General features: G+C 52.7%; 14 protein-coding genes. 6 read left to right on the top strand and 8 right to left on the bottom strand.

Annotated elements, in window-relative coordinates:
• Nucleotides 1–34: 34 nt before the first annotated feature.
• Complete coding sequence (locus H6G13_RS11955) at nucleotides 35–1,144, bottom strand: alpha/beta hydrolase (RefSeq protein ID WP_190483547.1); 1,110 nt, start codon at nucleotides 1,142–1,144, stop codon at nucleotides 35–37.
• Between the two features lie 614 nt (nucleotides 1,145–1,758).
• Between H6G13_RS11955 and H6G13_RS11950 the strand changes: the two genes are divergently transcribed.
• A complete protein-coding gene (locus H6G13_RS11950; RefSeq protein ID WP_190483444.1) occupies nucleotides 1,759–3,540 on the top strand; it encodes a hypothetical protein in 1,782 nt (593 codons plus the stop codon).
• Between the two features lie 112 nt (nucleotides 3,541–3,652).
• On the opposite strand, the gene H6G13_RS11945 is transcribed toward H6G13_RS11950, so the two are convergent.
• Entirely contained in the window at nucleotides 3,653–5,923 is a 2,271-nt protein-coding gene (locus H6G13_RS11945; RefSeq protein WP_190483443.1) for a hypothetical protein, read from the bottom strand.
• 427 nt (nucleotides 5,924–6,350) lie between these two features.
• On the bottom strand, nucleotides 6,351–7,238 hold the full coding sequence (locus H6G13_RS11940; RefSeq protein WP_190483442.1) for a LysR substrate-binding domain-containing protein: 888 nt from the start codon (nucleotides 7,236–7,238) through the stop codon (nucleotides 6,351–6,353).
• Between the two features lie 378 nt (nucleotides 7,239–7,616).
• Between H6G13_RS11940 and H6G13_RS11935 the strand changes: the two genes are divergently transcribed.
• Entirely contained in the window at nucleotides 7,617–8,606 is a 990-nt protein-coding gene (locus tag H6G13_RS11935; protein WP_190483441.1) for an alpha/beta hydrolase, read from the top strand.
• A 5-nt stretch (nucleotides 8,607–8,611) separates the two neighbouring features.
• Here H6G13_RS11935 and H6G13_RS11930 read toward each other — a convergent pair whose 3' ends face one another.
• The 3 genes from H6G13_RS11930 to H6G13_RS11920 form a co-directional block, all read right to left on the bottom strand.
• Nucleotides 8,612–11,758, bottom strand: coding sequence for an efflux RND transporter permease subunit (locus H6G13_RS11930; RefSeq protein ID WP_190483440.1), 3,147 nt, complete (start codon nucleotides 11,756–11,758; stop codon nucleotides 8,612–8,614).
• A 51-nt stretch (nucleotides 11,759–11,809) separates the two neighbouring features.
• Entirely contained in the window at nucleotides 11,810–13,126 is a 1,317-nt protein-coding gene (locus H6G13_RS11925) for an efflux RND transporter periplasmic adaptor subunit (protein WP_190483439.1), read from the bottom strand.
• 118 nt (nucleotides 13,127–13,244) lie between these two features.
• Nucleotides 13,245–14,033, bottom strand: coding sequence for a DUF2461 domain-containing protein (locus tag H6G13_RS11920; RefSeq protein ID WP_190483438.1), 789 nt, complete (start codon nucleotides 14,031–14,033; stop codon nucleotides 13,245–13,247).
• Between the two features lie 86 nt (nucleotides 14,034–14,119).
• On the opposite strand from H6G13_RS11920, the gene H6G13_RS11915 reads away from it, so the two are divergent.
• Nucleotides 14,120–14,974: a LysR family transcriptional regulator gene (locus H6G13_RS11915; protein WP_190483437.1), complete on the top strand. Its 855-nt coding sequence runs from the start codon at nucleotides 14,120–14,122 to the stop codon at nucleotides 14,972–14,974.
• 293 nt (nucleotides 14,975–15,267) lie between these two features.
• Here the strand turns inward: H6G13_RS11915 and H6G13_RS11910 are convergent, their stop codons facing one another.
• Nucleotides 15,268–16,149 (bottom strand): AraC family transcriptional regulator, encoded by an 882-nt coding sequence (locus H6G13_RS11910; RefSeq protein WP_190483436.1) that lies wholly within the window; start codon nucleotides 16,147–16,149, stop codon nucleotides 15,268–15,270.
• Nucleotides 16,150–16,414: 265 nt separating this feature from the next.
• Between H6G13_RS11910 and H6G13_RS29430 the strand changes: the two genes are divergently transcribed.
• Entirely contained in the window at nucleotides 16,415–17,458 is a 1,044-nt protein-coding gene (locus H6G13_RS29430; protein ID WP_199305867.1) for a S41 family peptidase, read from the top strand.
• A gap of 99 nt (nucleotides 17,459–17,557) precedes the next feature.
• On the top strand, nucleotides 17,558–18,862 hold the full coding sequence (locus H6G13_RS11900; protein WP_190483434.1) for a hypothetical protein: 1,305 nt from the start codon (nucleotides 17,558–17,560) through the stop codon (nucleotides 18,860–18,862).
• A gap of 9 nt (nucleotides 18,863–18,871) precedes the next feature.
• Here H6G13_RS11900 and H6G13_RS11895 read toward each other — a convergent pair whose 3' ends face one another.
• Nucleotides 18,872–19,060, bottom strand: a complete 189-nt coding sequence (locus H6G13_RS11895; protein ID WP_190483433.1) for a hypothetical protein — start codon at nucleotides 19,058–19,060, stop codon at nucleotides 18,872–18,874.
• A 265-nt stretch (nucleotides 19,061–19,325) separates the two neighbouring features.
• Here H6G13_RS11895 and H6G13_RS11890 point away from each other — a divergent pair, with 265 nt between their 5' ends.
• The gene (locus H6G13_RS11890; RefSeq protein ID WP_190483432.1) at nucleotides 19,326–19,550 is read left to right on the top strand and encodes a hypothetical protein; all 225 of its coding nucleotides are present in this window, start codon (nucleotides 19,326–19,328) and stop codon (nucleotides 19,548–19,550) included.
• Nucleotides 19,551–19,553: the final 3 nt, after the last annotated feature.

Genomic DNA, 19,553 nt, shown 5'->3' with positions numbered 1-19,553 from the left:
AAGCTTGCATTTTTCTGAGAACTTACAGAAAAACTCACCTTTTCAGCCCTAGACAATCTGCACTGAATACCCGAACCACTTCTGCAAACTGCTGATTGCGCTCCATCAGCCCCATGTGTCCAGCAGGGGACAATACGGCGAGTTCTGCTTGCGGCACTTCCTGACTGATGTGCTGGTTGGCAAAAGGTCGGGTAGCAATATCAGATTTTCCGACCACAACCAATGTGGGAACGGGGATTTGAGGTAATGTCTCCGCTTCATGGAATCTCAGCATTGCCAGCGTCCCTCGTGCCAAGATGCCAGGAGATGCTTTTAGCCCAATCAACGTAGAGAAATTAAGCTGTCCTCGGGTTTCTCTGCCTGTAAATCCAGAAATCTCAGTGGTGAGTAACGGGAACCCGCTCAAGTAACTCAACCAAGTTGTGAGCCAGAGCAAGGGTGAAAGGGCGATCGACAGATAGAGCAACGGTTCCAGTACAGGTTTCTGCAATGCCAGCAACAAGTTGCTGAGGATGGTTGTTCTTAGGGGATTGGTATAGGTTGAATCGACGACAATTAACCCCGCCACTCGTCGTCGTAAATGCTCTGGAAAAAGGCGGCAGAACGTTAGGAGGATCATGCCTCCCATACTATGTCCCAGCAACACGACTGGCTGATCGCCTGCCAAATCAAGAACGGCTTCCAGGTCACGGGCATATTTTTCTAGGGAATAGTCGCGGTTTTTGGGCTTTTTGGATTTGCCCAGACCCGGTAAATCCCATACGATCAGGCGAAACTGATCGCTCAGTTGCTTTTTGGCGTAATACCAAACCAGACTATCGGGTCCCCAGCCATGCGTCAGGATGATTGTGGGAGCCTGATCAGGACCGTAAAACTCAACCCAGATTTCGCTGCCATCAGGTCGGGCAATCTGCTGCACTCGATCGCTGCGGATGGGTTTGGGTTCATCTCGACCGGGACGGCGAAACAGCAGAATGGGAAGAAATCCCAAAAAGGACCAGAGCAACATGACTACACTCAGAATCAACCAACGATCGCTGACTAATTCGCCTTCATACCACTGATAAAGAATGTATCCTCCGCCTCCTAGAAGGGCGATTGTCAGCAGGCTCGTTAGCCAACGCAAGAGGAAATCAAGAGGCATGAGCATAGCGCGGTCTGTCCTCTAAAACAGATGATACAGGCCGAGGTTAAGCGGAAAGGCAGCGCTGGCATACCCCCCTGAAGTTAGAACCTGTAACCGTTTCTATCCTTGTAGGCGGTGGATAAATTGTTGTAATTACTCAACTCAGTAACCAATCAGACTGATGTGAGGTAAGGGTATGGAAACTGCCTTAAACGCAGAAATACCCTCTAGCCTGCGGTATCTACCGACCGTGCCTGTGCGAGCAACTTTATGGGCAGGGGCGAACTGGGTGCGTAATGCGATCGCATCTCTTTCAGCTAGCAAAAAAATAGGGAGCCCAAGGATCTGTCAATATCCTACGGGAGATAAATTAGAGTCAACCAAAGTCATCTATGTCTATAAAAGGGGCCTGAATATGCCCTGAAAATTGGCTATTTTTGCCTAAAAAACCTGAGTATAAGGTCAAGTCTGGGCATTAGAAACCGAGGGTAAATTTTGTAGTTTGGAACACTTGTAACGGAGATAAAATTTTGTGTTTCGATTGCAACAAATGCCGTAATTCCCGAGGCATAGCGTTATTAGTAGAACACAGAACTTAAGTGGTTCTACTCATTTTTGGGAAGGGGACTTTAATGATGAGTCAGTTAACAGGAAATCAAGCGGGAACTCCTCGTGCAGATTCGTTCTCAGGCACAGTTGAGCTCTCTGGCGCAACAGACCTGGCTGGGGCAGCAATTGTCAATGCCTCGGTTGCTACCTTTGGCGGTAATGACACCATCAAAGGCACGACCACTGTAGTTTCTAGCGAGGGTAGCGCTGAGGCCGATGGCATAAAGTCCAGTTCGCTAGACGCGGGTTCTGGCAACGACGTGTTTACGGTTAAAGCTAGCGCTACTGGAACAAAGCCAGTCCTTGCCTATGGGGCACGCTGGGCCTCCCTTCGGGGCGGATCAGGAGACGATAAGTTTTCCATTCTTGGTGCTGCATATTCTACTGTATCAAGCAGCGCCATCCCGCCTAAAAGCTATGGGCTTTACCAAGCCTCGGTTTTTGGCGGTAACGGCAAAGACACTATAGAAATTACCAGCGTGACGAGCGGGTGGCAGCCCGAAAGTTACGGAACCTACGAGGCTGCAATCTTTGGAGAAGATGGCAACGATACTATCACCGTTAAAAGCACTGGTAATGGCAGCGTAATAGGCCAAGTCTATGGGGTTTATGGAGGCCTGGTCAGTGGCGGCAATGGTAATGATACCTTTGCTATTGAGAGCATCAACACTGGCCTCTACTCTGCCTCCAGCGTAGGGGTCTCTGAAGCCTTTATTGAGGGAGGCCGGGGTAACGACACTATTTCCATAGTAGCAAAAGCTGGTGCTTATGGCGGCAGCAGCGTTGGCCTGCGTGGGGGGACTATCAGCGGTGGCAGCGGTAACGATGTTATTGACATTGCTGCCTCCGGCGGTGGCAAGGGAGCCAGTGGTACTGGAGTTGATGGCGGCTCTATATATGGCGGTAGTGGCAACGACCAGGTCACTATTTCTGCCGTTGGCAGTGGTGGTTACGGAGGATCAAGCACCGGCCTCTCCCAAGGAACGATCGATACGGGTGAAGGCAACGATAGCATTACCATCTCTAGCTCTGCGTATGGGACCAAGGGAGCCGGTAGTACCGGAGTTTATGGCGGCTCTATATATGGCGGTAGCGGTAACGACCAGGTCACTATTTCTGCAATTGGTAGTGGTGGTGACGGAGGAGGAGGCACCGGCCTCTTCCAAGGAACGATCGATACGGGTGAAGGCAACGATAGCATTACCATCTCTAGCTCTGCGTATGGGGCCATTGGGGTTGGCAGTACTGGCGTGTATCAGTCAGCAGTGCGGGGCGGTGATGGTAAAGATGTTATTAACATTACTGCGATTGCAGGTTCAGACGGCTCCAGTCCCGGCTCGGCCTTTGGGCTGAGACAGTCTCAAGTGGACGGCGGCCAAGGGAATGACCTAATTACGATTTCGGGTCAGGCTAAGAGTGGCCGTGTGACAGGTTATGGAGCGTCCCAATCAACGGTCCACGGCGGCGATGGTAATGATGTGATTAGTATCAGCGGCACCACTGCGGCCCTTGATGATGCGCTGATCTATGGAGGCAACGGCAACGATGTCTTCAAAACTGGCAGGGGCAGCGGCACTGTAGACGGTGGCGCGGGCAAAGACTTGATCTTCCTAGATTTCTTTGATGCCGCCACCATGACCATTGCAGCTCAAAGCGGTAACGGTTTGCAGATTACTGGCACTGCACAAGTGATGGATAAGACAGTGGGCTGGAGCCAAACCATTCTAAATATGGAGCAATTTCAGGTGGGCAGCACTATTTTTACTACTGCTGTGGAGGCAGCTACTTTTTTACAGTCCGCTTGACCCTACCTTGTCGCTCCCCCTGGAGCTATAGGCGAGATACAGGGCATGAGATCGCATGGCAAAACCTGTGAGCCAGTGTCCAGAGTCAGGGGAAGACGTTGGACATTGCCTATTAGCGGTAACAGCTAATTTGCTGCCTGAGCTGCTGTTGCAGCGCTGGGCTCTCCAACGACTGAGCAATCTGCTGGGCCTGTGAGACTTGACCTAGCTGGGCGTATTTGAGTGCGATCGCACTCAAAAAGCTGCCCCGATCCTGCTCATCATCAACGATTGGCGGATTCTCCTCTCCAGGCAGCGTAATCGTTTGCGCCTCCTCCCCTGGAATGGTGCGGGCGGTTTGCAGTGCCTGACTGAGCACCTCTGCTGCTGCGCTGGGTTGGTCTAGCTGAATAAAGGTGTCGGCAGCCGCAATCTGCCAGCGCGTTTTGAGGATTGGCTCCTCCAGCCGTTCTAGCACTGTCAGTACCGTTGCCACATCTCTCACCGCAATAGCCTTTTCCATCGCCTCATTGAGCTTAGCCAGCCGCTCAGATTCCTCTGGAATCGACTCAGCTACCTGGATTGCCGCCAGGTAATGATTGGCAAAAATTAGATGCTCGGCTATCGCTCTCAGGGAAGAGGAGCGGCCAGAAGCATCTGAAACCTCCTGGGAAGCTGCAATGGCCTGGTTTAGCAGCTGGGTCGATGGCACCGATTGTCCGGCATCTAGGTGGGCTTTTGCGATCGCACCCAACACCTCAATCCTGACATAGACACTGTCAATGGTGTCGGCTAGCTGAGCTGCCTGAGCAAATAGTAATGCCGCTTGCTCGGGCGGCCTCACCTGAGATGCAATCACCGCCAAAGTGCGGGGCCGAAAGCCTGAATCGGGGTTTTCCTGGTTGGCGATCTCTAGAGCTCGGTCGAGCTGCCCCGAATTCACGAACCCTGCCGCAATCTGAGAAAGCAGATGGTTGCGCGAGCTGACAAAAGTGGGTGGGATCTGCTCAGTAATTTGCAAAGCGGCATCATAGCGGCCTGCGGCCATGGCACGCTCGGCCATGGGCGTTAAGACATCAACGCGATCATAGGGAATTTCTTCGCCCGGCTGGATCGTCTGCACAATCTGCAGTGCATAGTCGTAGCGCCCCAGCTGAACGGCCTGATCGATCAGCTGCTGGCGAGTACTGTTACGGCTCCAGTCTTCTGGAATGGCCTCTAAAGCTTCAACGGCCTGAGTGAGACGGGCTTCAGCGAGATTTTCTTGTCCAGCTTTGGCATATTGCAATGCGATCGCACCCAGGGCCGGAGCCTTTACCAGGGGATCGGTAATGGTGAGGAGGGTTTCATCTGCGATCGCAACTAAGCCCCCCGTTGTTGCATAACGCACAGCCACACTAGCTATGACCTGGGTAGCATTCTGCGCCGATTTTGCGGCTGCAACGGCCTCGGCATAGAGTTGGGCAGACTGCTCTGGCTGTTGAGCGGTGAGCCGCCCAGCAATCGTTGCCAGAGCCAACGCCTTTTGCTCTGGCTGCTTAAAGGCGGGTAGTACCGCCAGCGCTCGGTCGGTCTGTCCCGCTTCGCTGTACTTGTCTACAACCATCAGCAGCGCATTTGACGGGTAGCCCGACAACTCAACTAGGCGGACAGTTTGCAGGGCTTGGTCAAGCTGATTGGCTTGAGCGTAGAGGGCAGCGATTTGCTCTAGTTCTGCGGCCCGCTGGTAAGGATTTGAAGCGGACATGGCTTGGGCGGCGGTTTGCGATCGCGCCAAGAGGGGCAGCGCTAAATCCACCTGTCCGGCATTGATGTAGGCCGCAGCAATGTCCCTCAGTGCAGGCGCTTGAAACGTTGCTCCTTGAATCGCATTGCTGGCCGCCAGCGCCTCTGTCAAAATTTGGCTGCCCTGGTCGGGCCTACCCAGCTGCGTGTAATAATGCGCTAGCGCCACAAAAGTTCGAGTTTTAGCAGCGCTGTAGCCGCTGCCCAAGGTTCGAGTTGCCTCAAGCGCCAGAGGCAGCACTTCCAGCGTCGCATCAGCGTTTTCTTGAGGAGCGATCTGCACCAGTCGCTCCAGCGGGCCGGCATAAGCAAAATCTTCGGGTAAGCTGCCGACCAGCCGCTGCAGCAAATCGGCCTTGCCGGGGGAATCTTCCATCACCTGAATCCCTTGCAGGACATACTCCATTAGCTGAACTGCCGGGTATGTCTGTCTATTGTTGACAGCTTGCTGAGCCTGCTCTAGAGCGACGTTCAATGCGCTGTCCACGGGCTGCTGACGCTCTGCTGGACAGTTGAGGGCGGCAGGTGTGGCCTGCGCCAGCAGTTGGGTAGCTGTAGCCCTAGGCTGTACTGCCAAATTGCTGGTGCTAACGACACTCAGGCTCAGGAGCATGCCCATGCTTCGAAAAAGTCTGGAAGATTTAGGTTGAAACACGTTTGCTATCATCACTGGCTCAACTTGCAGTATAGGCAGCGTCCTTAGCAGGGTTAGAACCGTTACAAGAATGGAAACGGGGTCAAGTCCTATTCAGGCTAAGGTGTTTACAGACCTGCCACCCGTACTTGGCTCATCTACTGAACGAGAAGAGAGTTTGGGCTGTTCAATCTGATGTGGCTTCGCTCTTTCTCAGAGGCGGTGTTGGCAGATGGCAAGGCTGCTTATTTGGGCCTGCTCTTTTCCCAACGGATTTGGCGAACAACGAGATTAGGAGAAATCGGGTGAAAGCAGTTAGTGGAGAAAGATAGAGTCATTGCCTGACAAAGCGTGAGCCTCGTTCGATCGCTAGCTCTAGAGCCCTACTCAGTAGGAAACCCATAGGGATTGTTCAAAGTTGGCAGGTGACCTCACGAACAATCGTCAAAAAAGCAGGTAATACGGGATGTGCGATTTCTGGATTCCAGGCAACGGCAAGCTCCAACTCAGGTGTGGGTTCTACAAGAGGCCGAAGTACGACGCCAGTAGGGGCAACCGCTTCTGCTGAGGCGTGCAGTAGGGAAACTCCAATCTCTGCAGCCACCAAACCTAGAATCGTTTGCTGAGGAACAACTTCCTGGACAATCCTTGGACTAAATCCTGCTTGTTGGCACAATCCCAGAATGCGATCGTACAGCATAGGCCCCACATGCCGGGGATAGAGAATGAATGGTTCATGGGCAAGTGCCCCTAGAGAGATGCGTTTAGACTGAGCTAATCGATGGGAGTCTGGCAAAATAGCCACTAAACCCTCTCGATGAATCACCTCTGTTATGAGGGAGCGGCCTGCAATCGGTGGATGCAATAAGCCTGCCTGAATCTGTTGCGATCGCAGTGCCTCGACTTGTTCATTGGTGTGTAGTCGTTCCAACCCCAATTGAATTTGAGGATGCTTGTCCTTGAATCGCCGGACGATTTTGGGCAAAACCGTGTTGAGGGCTGGACCTGTAAAGCCCACTACCAATCTTCCAATTTCGCCCCGTCCGGTTTGCTGCGCGAGTAGAATCGCATGTTCTGCTTGCTGGAGGGTTTTGCGAGCTTCTGTTAAAAAGACATGCCCTGCTTCTGTTAAGCGAATGGTGCGCTTAGTCCGGTGAAATAACTCCACCCCAATCTCAGCTTCTAAATCGCGGATTTGACGGCTTAAAGGCTGCTGAGCGATGAGGAGTCTTTGAGCGGCTCGCCCAAAATGGAGTTCTTCTGCTACCGCCACAAAGTAGCGCAGGTGCCGCAATTCCATTTGAACCTTTAAGGTGTGATTGACGGATCAAACGAGTGTTGGACATTAGTAATGACTCTTTTTAGCATGAATTTATAGAGCGCAACGGCTCAAATCAACCTTGTCTAACAATCCATTTTCTTCTGCAAGGCAGAATACTGACGCGACTTTAAGGGTCGCTTTCGCCTGCCTTGTCATTTGTATTTGATCAACGCAGGAGGTGTTGTAATGAAATTACTCCACTCTTTTCAAATGCTCTGGAGACGAAATCGAAGCTTGAGCACAACGCTGTTGCTAGGAGGATTGTCGTGTACTTTGCTTGGAGTCACTCAACTACCAGAATCTACTTCCGTGAATGCTTCTGCGATCGCCCAGGGACATCATCGAATATCACAGTTAATGTCTACCCCATCTCAAATTGAACGTAATGATTTCTTTGTCACCAGCGATCCAGGAATTGAAATTGCCGTTCGAGAAGTGCGTTCGGGGAATGCTTCACAAGTTCCTATTTTGCTCATTCATGGAGGTGGCCCTGGCGGCACGGCTTCCTTTGATTTGAATGTTTCAGGCTATTCTCTGGCAGCCAATTTTGCTCAAGCAGGGCATCCCGTTTATGTAATGAATCTTCGAGGTTGGGAAGGTTCAACTCGCCCTGATGCCCTCAATCAGCCGTCAGAAAACAATTCCCCTGCAGTCACATCTGATGAAGCGGTGCGCGATATTGGGGCAGTAGTCGATGCGATGCGGCAACGCCATCAGGGAGAACCTGTGGCACTGGTGGGTTGGGCAACTGGGGGACATTGGGCGGGGATGTACACCAGTCGGAATAACGACAAGGTGAGCCATCTCGTCATGCTCAATAGTCTTTATGGAGTAGAGGCTCCCTGGGAACTGCAATCGTCCTTTGAAGATCCCAACCGTCCCGGTACATTCGATTCTAGTGGTGGAGCTTATCGCCTCAATGATGCGGAAGGGCTAATCGCTGCGTGGAGCAGAACAATTCCCGTGGACGATAAAAGTCAGTGGCGTGATCCGCAAGTCGTAGCAGCCTATCAGCAAGCCGCCCTTGCTAGTGATCCCACTAGCGAAACGCGCAATCCTCCCAGTATGCGAATTCCGGCAGCCTATCGGTTGGAAAGTTATAACCTCTCAAGGGGGCAAAAATATTGGGATGCTGCAGATATTACGGTTCCAACCCTGGTTCTGCGAGGAGAGCTAGATTTCTGGTCAAGACCCGAAGATGTGCAGGCTCTTAAAGCAGAGCTAATCAATGCTCCTAGAGTAGAAACGGTTACCATTCCAGATGGGACTCACTACCTCTTTAATGACCGCCCAGAACGAGGACGCGATCGCTTTATCCAGGAAGTTCTGGCATTTATTGGGAGATAGAAGCCTCAATAGCTGTAGTGCTTTGGTAGTCTTTGACGATGGCATAGCAACAGGTAGGCAGCTGGCGTGAAGTAGAGGGCCAGAATGGGTGAGCCACCAATGCCGCCTGCGATCGCAATTGCCAACGGCTGCCAGAAGGGGTTGCCATCGGCTAGCAGGGGCACAAATCCCACCATCGTTGTGATGGTGGTGGTTAAAACGTGGCGGGTGGCTTTTACCACAACTGCCTGCACCGCTTTGGGGTTACCCTGGCTGGCCTGGGCATCTTCATTGAAAGCTGAGAGCACAATGATGGCTCCGTTAATAGCAATGCCCACTAGGCCCATCGTGCCAACAATCGCCATAAAGCCCAGCAGCGATCCAAATGCTTTTAGGGAGAATAGGGCCATGCCCACCGAGCCAACCGCCACCACGGCGACGATGCCTGCCTGCCTAAACGAGCCGAGGGACAGGACTAGCGCCATCACCATAAGCAGCACCAGCAGCGGCACGTAAAGCAGCAAGTTGCCCACCGCTGAATTGCGTTCGGCAAACTCACCGCCAAACTCATAGCGGTAGCCGGGCGGTAGCTCAAAGTTGCTGTCCGCTAGCTGTGCTTGCAGGGCGGTGAGTACAGTATCGGGCAGCACCCCAGCAGTGATATACGCTTGGACGGTGTTGACCCGCTGTTCATTGCGGCGCGCAATGCTGGCAAATTGCGACAGCAGCTCAAACTCACCCAGGGCAGAGGTCGGACGAAAGGCGCGATCTGGGCTCTGGTCAGGCCGCAGATCTAGAGAAGCTAGCTGGGCCAGGCTGGCCCGGTCGGAATTGGTCAACCGCACTCGCACGGGCAGATTTTCTGTGGATTCTAGAATGGCTCCGCCCGTCACGCCCTCGGAGTAGGCTTCAAGCTGCTGTGCGATCGCAGTATTGGTTAACCCGGCCTGCTGCACCTGCTCGTTATCGACCGTTAGCCCCAGCTTGGGCACACCTTCGGCCAGGTCGTCCCGCACTTGCACCACATCAGGCAAGGTGGTCAACATTTCCCGCACTTCGACCCCTAGGCGGCGCAGCGTTTCGATATCGCTGCCGTAGAGACGCATCTCCACTGGGGCATTGTAGGGCGGCCCCTGCTGCAATTGCTGCACAATCACGCGGGCCGAGGGAAACAGCTCGTTTAGCTCTGTCTGCAAATCCTGCACAATGCCTTCCACGTTTTGCTCAGACTTGAGCTGCACCATAGCCTGGGTGTAGTGGGCCTGGTTTTGGCGGTTGCCCGTCAGGTTGTAGTAAAACTTGGGGGCACTTTCGCCTACAAACCAGTGGACATCCTGGATTTCTTCATGCTGCATCAGCACGTCGCGGGCTTGAAGGGCGGCCTGACGAGTGTGTGCGATCGCAGTTTGGGGGGCAAACTCGATCTCGATCTGCACCTGATCACGGTTCACTAGGGGGAAAAACTGCTCATCTAACGTCCCTGCTGCAATTAAGCCGATCAGCGGAATTGCCATGGTTAGGCCGACTGTGAGCCAGGGATGAGCCGTTACCCAGGCCAGAGAACTGCGGTAAAGACGCCCCAGTCGAGGCGATGAAAACCCGTCATACCACCAGGCACCGGGCCGCACCAAGACCCGCATCGCCCGCTCTCGCAGGCTGAGCTGAGATAGCGGGCGAATCGTCCGCTCACCCTGACGGCTGTCAACCAGCACCCGGCCGGTCAGCGCCGCAATGACTGTCAGGGAAATGGCTAGGGATGACACCAACGCCAAAATCACGCTCAGAGCAATCGAGCCGACAAACTCTCCAGCGGCTCCAGGCAGCAGGTAAATCGGCAAAAAGGTCAGAACGGTGGTCAGAGTAGAAGCTAGCAGCGGCACCTGCAGATACTTCACTGTTTTGGTTACGGCCTGCAGAGGGGCTTCGCCCTGCTGCATTTCCACCTGAATTTCATCGACAACCACAACGGCATTGTCGATCAGCAGCCCCAGGGCAATGATCAGCCCAGTCACCGACATCTGGTGAACAGCTACCCCAAATACGCTCATCCAGCCCAATACCGCAGCAACCGTCAACGGCAGCGCCAGCCCAACCACCAGCGCCGATCTCCAACCCATGCCGACCAGCGCCACCAGTACCACCAGCACTGCCCCAAATAGCAGGTTAAGCATCAAAGTGCTCATGCGGCTTTCAACATAGCGGCTCTGATCAAAAATCAGCTCCAGGCTCACCCCCTGGGGCAGACGTTCTCGAAAGGCTTCTAGCTCACGCCTGACAACGACAGCCCACTGGTCAATTCGCAGTCCAGACTGCATCATCACCCCCAAGACAACCGCTGGCTTGCCGCTGACAATCGCTAGATGGTTGAGGGGGTAGCGAACCCCACGACTGACCTGGGCAATATCGCTGAGCCGTGTGAACTGTCCGCCGCTGGCTTGAACGGGCAATTGCCGAATCTGCTCGGTCGTTTCCAACTCGGTATTGACCTCAATGGCAATATCTTGCTCTGGGCTGCGAAGCTGACCAGCCGTCACCTTGGCATCACTCAGGCTGATCTGCTGGGCTAGCTGCTGCGGCGACAGCCCCACCCCCGTCAGGGTGGAAGCATCGATCTCAACCAAAATTTCTTCGTTAGGGCTGCCGAAAAACTTCACATCTTCGGTGCCGTTTAGCCCTCGCAGAATGACGCCAAGCTCTTCGCTGTAGCGCCCCAGTACAGCATAGTTAGGATCACTTGGCAGGTTCCAGGTCAAAGCTGCGATCGCAGTGTATGCCTTAACGTAGGATTCCTCTAACTCAGGCGTTGTGGCCCCAGGGGGAAACACAGCGGCAGCATCATTGAGCTTGTCTCGCACCAACGACCAGACAGGCTGAGCATCTTTGACGGCATCGACCAGTTCCACGACAACTGTTGAGAAGCCCACCCGCGAGTCGGAGGACAAAACTTTGATGGCTTCAATCTCTGAAAGTTCTTTCTCAATAGGCGTCGTAACTAGGGCCTCAACCCGCTCAGCATTAGCGCCGGGGAACGCCGTATTGACCGCCGCGATCCGAGAGATCAGCTCTGGGTCTTCCTGGCGGGGCAGTGCCTGAAAAGAGGATAACCCCCAGGCCAAAATCATGATGACCGTGAGAATGAGCAGGCGCAGGTTTGTGTAAAAAGGGCGAACCATGAGTCCAGTCCAAAATTTCAGTCCGAAGTTTGAGTCCGAAGTCAACGAAAATCAGTTCATAGGCCGGACACGCTGACCTGGCACTAAGCGATGGGTGCCACTGGCCACAATGCGATCGCCCGGCTGCAGCGTTCCTCGCGCGAGCACCCGACTACCTTCCTGGTGCAAAATTTCCACTGCCTGAGGCTGAACCTGATAAGTGTCTTCACCTGCCTCGGTAGGCATGAGCACATAGCAGTCCCACAACCCCCGAATGCCTTGAGTCAATGACTCTATTGGCAGCCACACACCGTCTGCAGGAATAGTTTGGGCTAACTCCACTCGAACAGTTTGACCTGGGCTGAGGCGGGAAATGGCTGACGGCTCTAGGGCAAAGAGAACCCCCTGAGTGCGCGTATCCGGATCAATCTCGGGCAGCAGAGCCGTTACGGTCGCTGAGTAGGTCTCACTGCCTAGTCTGAGCGTTTGGGCGCTGCCGATCTGAAGCTGGCTAGCCGCCTCTGTGGGCAGGCCAATGCGAGCCTCTGGAGCCGCATTTTCTACCAGACGCACCACCGACTGACCAGCATTAACGACGGTACCTTCATCCACCTGGCGAGCTGCCACAATACCGTCAAAGGCGGCTGTCAGCGTGCTCTTGCCGATGGTGACATCGAGGTCAGCAAGGCTAGCATCAAGCTGCTGCACCAGCGCTAGCTGGGCCGCAATCTGCTCTTGGCGAGTGCCATTACGTAGCTCCTGGAGGCGGCTTTGGGCCTGGTCTAGCCGCGCCTGCAGTGCCCCTTGGCCAAAGGTAAATTCATCCAGTTCTTCCTTTGAAATTGCCCCAGCAGCATAGAGGCTTTCTCGCCGCGATCGCTGAGTTTGCTGTAGGGCTAGCTGCTGCTCCAGCTCTTGCACCGCTGCTTCAGCCGCAGCAATACCTTCTAATCTCGGGCCTGCCTGCAGCTCGGCTAGCTGAGCCTGCACCCGCGATCTTTCGGCGACGAGCTGCTGCCGCTGGGTTTGCAGATTGCTGATATCGAGTCGGGCAAGGGGTTGCCCGGCTACCACCCGGTCGCCCTCTTTGGCCAAAACGTCTACCAGACGACCACTGCGCTCAAACCCCAGTTCGCTGGTGCGCAGGGCGGCAATCTCACCCGTGTAGGCTCGAGAGACTGAGTAGCTAGTGACGGGTTCGACGGTTAAAACCTCTACCGGTAAGGGTTGGCTGGAGACGGTGTCGGCCTCTTCGGGGGGGGTTGCTGTCAGCGGCATTCGAGCGACAGACAAACCGAGCAGCAATCCTAGGATTCCAAGGCCGATAAAGAGTCGGGGGTGACGCTTGAGCTGTTGAGGTGGATTTAGTGGAGTGGGATTGGAGGTCATGGGAAAGATGAGGAAATCGGTGGCGCGATCGCAAACAAACAAATGGCCGAATAGAGCCTGAACTGGTGGGTTTCGCCAAATCTCAAGCCGACCTACAGAACTACAAACCTGTGCTATCTCAGTTCTCAGAGTCGCAAGCGCGACCAAATTTCAGCAGAGAAGCGCAGCCCTTGGCGTACTCAACGATGCGATCAACGATGTCTGCTTCTAGCCAGGCGCTCTTAGGGAGCGGGGTCTGCGAGATAAAGCTTTTTAGCCTCAAATATTGAGCGTATTCGTGCTGGTCGTGGGCCTCATAGCCGCGGGGCATGCTGGTGAGCTTGTCTTCGTCGCTGAGCGACAAACCCGCATCGTTCAGGCCTTGCAGCACCTGGGAAAATGCCTCCGGTTCCTCGATGATCTTGTCTCGCAGGGTGGCTAGTTCGGCCGCCTTTAGCTTGTAAAATCCGCAGGCGATCAAGCCGCCTGAGCCATCGAGTTGAACGTAGAGCATGCCGTCTTTTTCCGCTTTAGTGCCCGAAGGCGTCAGCACACCGCTGACATGGGTGCTGTAAGGGGACTTGTCTTTAGAGAAACGAATATCGCGGTTTTGGCGAAACATGGTTTTGGAGCCGCCTGCTAGGGGCAGAGTTGTCTCCGCGAGACGATCAGTTGCCCGCTCTAAAACTACGCTAAAGGGCTCTCTGAGATAAGCCTCAAAATCCTTCCGATGTGCGTCGTACCAAGACTTGTCATTATTTGCGGCAAGGCCCTCTAGTAGGTCAAACGATTTACGGGTGAAGTTAAGCTCCGTCATGGATACCTCTTCGAGAGTATTGATAAAGATCCAGCAGCAGGAATGTCGTTCGCCTGTGTGACCCATCGACTGAAATTCAATAGGGTTGATCCACAGCAGAGATATCTGCATCAAAATCGTGCTTATTAATAGTTAACACGGTATAGATTACAAAACAAATATAAAATAGTAATAGTTTGATACCTGGCTTGATATCCATGAATCTGAAAACTTTGAGCGCCTTCATCGTGCTGGCTGAAGAGCTGCACTTCGGGCGGGCTGCCCAGCAATGCGGTATGTCTCAACCGGCCATGAGCCGTTTGCTGAGCGAGCTAGAAACGGATCTAGGCGTGAAGCTGCTGCACCGCACCTCCCGCGAAGTCTCCCTTACCAATGCAGGCAGAGGATTCCTCGACTCTGCGAGAAAGGCTGTAGCCTATGCTGATATGGCGGTTCGAGCAGCCAAGGCAGGAGCCGTTGACGGCATCGATTCGCTGACGGTGGGAATGATGATCGGGACAGAGCAGCCGTTGGTTGGAGAGTTGATCGCTAAATTCAAGCGGCTCCACCCCGAAACTCGGATATCCCTGCGCCAGCTGGAGGAACGCTCGATTGGGGCGGCACTGGCTAATGGTGAGATTGATGTTGCGATCGCATGGGATGTCTCTATTCCCACTGGAATCAACCGCCACCGGCTTGGAATGGTGCCGATGGCGGTGCTGGTTCAGTCCGGCCATGAACTCGAAGGGAAAGAGCCGCTGAGCTTAGCAGATCTAGCAAGCTATCCCATCATCCTGCCCGATCGAGATCGCCAGCCCATTATTTACGATACCTACCGTCGCTACACCGCCGAGGCGGGCTTTGAACCTCATATTGCAATCGATGTTTCCACCATGTCTGACACCCTGGCGATGGTCGCTGGCGGCGTCGGCGTTGGTCATGCTCCCGTTGTGCCCGGTTTAACCTTTCCAGGCATCTCTATCTTGGAACTCAAGCCGCAATTTGAGTTCCACTATGAGCTTGCCTGGGCCCACTCAATTCCCTCAGTAGAGAGTCTGCTCAAACTTTGTTAACGGATGGGTGACTATGCAGTTTTTTCGCAGTCATTTGTAAATATTGAGCGGTTCAACAACACCTTGAGTCAACAGATTTCCGCTTTGTTCGGCGCAGCTTGTCCTTCTCCAAGTGCCTACGCAACCACACTGGTTTGCTGTAGAGTTTTATCCACCACACACATCATTATCTATTTAACACTACTCCTCTCCACATCTGTAAAGAAGAGTTGGAAGTTTGTTGGTTTTTTTCCAAGGGACGCTACACGCTTCATGTTCTAAAAAAGCGATATCGAACGGTTTTATTTCCTAATTCAATGATTGCGTCGGAAGGTATTGGGCGTAACCCCAGTTAATTTACGAAACTGATAAGTTAAGTGGCTCTGACTACTAAAACCACACCGAACAGCGATGTCTGCAATTGAATAATCCTGTCGCTTCAACAACTGCTTTGCCCGCTCAACCCGCTGCTGCATAATATATTGCCAGGGGGACATTCCCATTGACTGCTTAAACAGGCTTGCAAAGTAGCCCAGATTAAAGCTTGTCACTTGGGCTAAATCGGTCAGCTGAATCTCCTGCTCAAGATGAGCATTAATATAGTCCAGCACTTGGTTCAACTTCAGCACACTCAACCCTGGCTCAGATCGCGACAGCTTGAGTGGGTGTGACGCGTAGCTTCGTAGCAGGTGAACCGCTAACAATTGTGTTAACGAATCTAGATACAGCCTGCTTCCCCAGGCGGCTGTCTGCATTTCGTTCTGGATAGATTGGACGATCCAATCAATCTGTCGGTCACGCTGTTTGAACGTGCTGACTAACTCAACTTCCGCAGGAGAGGAGCAGATCTCTGTCAAAGAAAGCTGTTCCAAAAAAAGTGGGTCAATGTTAAACGACACAACCTCATCTGTAGAGTCACAAACACATCGAAAAGGCACTCCAGCAGGAATCAGTATGAGATCACCAGGGCGCAGTGAATCATCATATTCTTGACCATCCATGTGAATTATCTGGCGCGAAACGTTACCCAACTCAAAGATCAAAAGGTGATGCGTTGAGCCGCCCGACACTTCACATTCCCCGGAGGGCTGTACCTGGTGCTCAAGGGTAATGCCGCCCGAGTGGAGACTCTGGCTAAAGCGCACCCACCCTGGTTGAACTATCTCCGTTGGGTGAAGAGCTGTTTCAGAAGGCATCCATTTCACCTCACTAGCTCGTTAGCAGGAAATATCCGAGAATTTTGATAAATTTCAGAAGAATTTGAAAGACAAGCCCCCAGCAACACCTCGATAATAAACGCCTTTGGTTGAGTCTGCAAAAATACAGGTGATTGCTGGCGGAACTATGCAAAAAATTGAATTTACTAAAAGACTGCTGCTATTAATTGCGCTTCTAAATCTAGTCGGTTGTCAATCTCTTAATTTTCCTTCAGACGGCGGACAACCTTTTCAGGCTAACAATGTGTCTCAACCTGAGGAAGAAAATGTTTCCCTCGATTGGTTTACCTCCTCTCAGCTAGAGCCTACTGATACAGTTTCTGTGCTAGAAGCAAAGACCTTCATCAGCAGTGTCTATCAAACCCTCGATGAGGAGATCTTTGATCCTGCTTTCAAGGAGGAGGAGCGTGACCAGCAATTGCAGGAACTGTTAAATACAGCAGATACTCAGGCCAACTGGTCAAGAGCAGAAATTACCCAACAGGTTAGCAACGAGTTGCAAAAGCTCTCTGTGTCGCACCTGAGACTTTTAGATCCGGTAGAAGGGGAAAGGTTGTTCCGCATATTCGAGCAGGAACCTCTACCAGAAGAAACCCCTGAGCCAGCCATTGCAGCCGAAATGAGAGGCGACATTGGTATCCTTCGAGTTGAAAGTTTTATCGTTCCTCTCATTACTAAGGCAGAGCTTGATCGAGCTAAAGCTCAACTTACTCAGGCCAAGGTCATCCTCATTGATGTTCGTAGGAATGGAGGTGGCTACGGGTCAAGCGTTAGCTATCTCGTCGAGGATATTATTGGTCCTAATAAGGTGCTCTGGCGCGATAGAACCCGCGAAGGACTACAGATGCAGGAGCCCTACGTCTTCCAAGGCTATTTTGACGATGCTGTTAATCTAAAAGCAAAAGCAGAAATTGAGCTGGGAGAGCAGCACCCCTACATTGAGTGGCAAACGCGATCAGAAGCCCAAATAGATCCAAGACCGCATTTCGTTCTGATTGATGATCAGTGCGGCTCAGCTTGTGACCTGTTTGCGGCAGTCATTAAAGACCACGGAACTGCCCAACTTTTGGGCATTCGCACCATGGGCGCACTCTTGGGAGGCGACGCGTTTAGATTAAACTGGCCGGGCTACGCTCTTATTGCCCCAACCATGCAGGTTGTTTCGCCCAAAGGCCACACGATTGAGGGAGTAGGTGTGCCACCCGATATTGAAATTCCTGAATGTGCAAACGGCGGTAGTCAATGTCTTGAGAAAGCACTCGAAATTGTCAATGCAGCAGGGCAATAGTCAGACAGGTTATTTTGCACCGCTAGGAACAGCAATGCACACTCCGTTGTCTTAGTGCTCAGGCTGGCGTAGAAAAATGCATTATTTCAGGATTAGGACATGAAACAACTCTACAAAATTGCCTTAGTCACTGGGTTAGCAGCTGCGCTACAAGTATTGCCCCAGTCGGTTTACTCCCAAACCCCCGTCCAAGAAACACCAGAAACCCCAGCAGATACAACCCTTTCCCTTCAGTTTCCACCCCTAACGGGTCCTTACCAAGTGGGTAAAACGTCTTACTACTGGGTTGACTCAGATCGCGCAGAAACATATACCTACGAAGCCTATGACCTGCAAACGCAACAGTTATTAACAACCCCGCCGCCCACCGATAGGCGGGAACTGCTGGTTCAAGTTTGGTATCCGGCTGTTGCAGAAGCTGCTGACGAACTAGTTCCTTACATGGATGAGGGCTTTGCGATCGCAGCCGCTGAACCCTTCAGCGAAGCCTTTGGAGTTACCCCCGAAGCCTTTACTGAACTCATCACCCAGCACGTTTACCCCTACGCCCGTGCCAATGCGGCTATTGCCGATGCCCCAGAGCCCTACCCCGTCATTCTGCTTTTTCCCGGCTTTGGCTCTCCGCCTAATAAGTACACAGCTTTGATCGAACAGTTTGTCAGTCATGGCTATGCAGTTGTTGGGGTCACGTCTACCCATGAAACTCCAACGACATTTCCCGATGGGCGAGTGACAACTCAATCCACCGTTTTTGACTTTTCCTCGGCTGACGAAGAGACCGAGCAGCGCGTTTTTGACCAGGCTGTTAAAATTCGCGCAGCCGATGCGAGCTTTGTTTTAGACCAGCTGGAGCAGATTAATCAGAAGGATCCGCAGGGGCTATTGACCTATCGCTTAGACTTGAACAACATTGGTATTATGGGTCACTCTTTAGGTGGCGATACTGTAATTGAGGCGATGCGGGTAGATGCTCGCTTTGATGCTGGGCTCGACCTTGATGGAGGCGACTATGGCCCTATGTTTAGTGGTGAAACTACCGAAAGGCTAGAGCGCCCCTTTATGGTCATGTTTGGTGAAGGAGATTCGTTTGCGCTGCAATCAATTTATCCCTCGTTTCTGGGAGATACCTATCGCCTCACCATTCAGGGAAGTATGCACAACTCCTTTTCAGATATGGCTTTATTACCGCCTCTTTTCCTGGCCCATTCTGGTCAGCCGACGCTGCCTGTCCAAAATTGGCTGGGTTCGATTGAGCCTGAGCGGGCAACAGAAATTATCAATGCTTATGGCCTAGCGTTTTTCAATCAGTACCTTAAGCATCAAGATGAGAGGTTGTTAGAAAACGCATCCCCTAACTACCCTGAAGTTGTATTTGAGTTTTACCCCAAGCAGGCTACTTACTAGCTGGAAAGGCTATCCTGCTGAACCTGCCGAGGGTAGGCTGGTCTGCTGCACCAACCAGTAATGCAAACCCGCCATCAAGACTGCCAATAGCAGCGTCAACACCAGTGACAGGCTGATGGTGCGTACTGACCCAAGCGATCGCAAAAAACACCTCAGCATAAACCGCCCCACGGTGAGCCCCAACCAGTAGGCGCTCATGCTGTATCCGGCAATCAGCTCCGGTGTTGAGCGGCGATGAACTATACAGGGTAGGCCCAGTTGCCAATAAACGCTTCGGCCCCCACATATGCTGCCAGAAGCAGCCCCGTGAGCAAGACAATGGGCGTTTGCTCCAAACAAAAATGTTTTCCGAATGTTCTTCAGATTACTTGAAATCTAGAAGGAGTGTGGCAAGGTGTAAGGATTCGATCACCGATAAGTCGATAGATCTACCGGTGATTCTCCTTTTTATTCAAGGTTAGCTATGACAACTCTTCAATGGGTCGCTTCGGGTGAACCGGTTGACCGCTCGACGCTTCGACCAACTTTTCACCAGCAACCGCTCAGGAATTCCTGGGGTTACGGGCGGGCTTATGTTGTGGTGGCAATGATTGCCCCACTCGTGCTGCTGGGACTGCTGCTGGTACACCTGAATACTCTGAGTCAGCAGTGGGGTAGTTGGCTGTGGCAAATGGCTAGACCCCGTTGACTT

It is taken from the genome of Pseudanabaena sp. FACHB-2040, from assembly GCF_014696715.1.
Lineage (GTDB): Bacteria > Cyanobacteriota > Cyanobacteriia > Phormidesmidales > Phormidesmidaceae > JACVSF01.
This window is presented reverse-complemented; position numbering and strand designations above follow the sequence as displayed.

Bases quoted from the DNA above. Each gene is read 5' to 3' on its own strand.
- H6G13_RS11955 (WP_190483547.1), bottom strand. From the start codon at position 1,144: ATGCCTCTTGATTTCCTCTTGCGTTGGCTAACGAGCCTGCTGACAATC.
- H6G13_RS11950 (WP_190483444.1), top strand. From the start codon at position 1,759: ATGATGAGTCAGTTAACAGGAAATCAAGCGGGAACTCCTCGTGCAGAT.
- H6G13_RS11945 (WP_190483443.1), bottom strand. From the start codon at position 5,923: ATGGGCATGCTCCTGAGCCTGAGTGTCGTTAGCACCAGCAATTTGGCA.
- H6G13_RS11940 (WP_190483442.1), bottom strand. From the start codon at position 7,238: ATGGAATTGCGGCACCTGCGCTACTTTGTGGCGGTAGCAGAAGAACTC.
- H6G13_RS11935 (WP_190483441.1), top strand. From the start codon at position 7,617: ATGTCTACCCCATCTCAAATTGAACGTAATGATTTCTTTGTCACCAGC.
- H6G13_RS11930 (WP_190483440.1), bottom strand. From the start codon at position 11,758: ATGGTTCGCCCTTTTTACACAAACCTGCGCCTGCTCATTCTCACGGTC.
- H6G13_RS11925 (WP_190483439.1), bottom strand. From the start codon at position 13,126: ATGACCTCCAATCCCACTCCACTAAATCCACCTCAACAGCTCAAGCGT.
- H6G13_RS11920 (WP_190483438.1), bottom strand. From the start codon at position 14,033: ATGCAGATATCTCTGCTGTGGATCAACCCTATTGAATTTCAGTCGATG.
- H6G13_RS11915 (WP_190483437.1), top strand. From the start codon at position 14,120: ATGAATCTGAAAACTTTGAGCGCCTTCATCGTGCTGGCTGAAGAGCTG.
- H6G13_RS11910 (WP_190483436.1), bottom strand. From the start codon at position 16,149: ATGCCTTCTGAAACAGCTCTTCACCCAACGGAGATAGTTCAACCAGGG.
- H6G13_RS11900 (WP_190483434.1), top strand. From the start codon at position 17,558: ATGAAACAACTCTACAAAATTGCCTTAGTCACTGGGTTAGCAGCTGCG.
- H6G13_RS11895 (WP_190483433.1), bottom strand. From the start codon at position 19,060: ATGAGCGCCTACTGGTTGGGGCTCACCGTGGGGCGGTTTATGCTGAGG.
- H6G13_RS11890 (WP_190483432.1), top strand. From the start codon at position 19,326: ATGACAACTCTTCAATGGGTCGCTTCGGGTGAACCGGTTGACCGCTCG.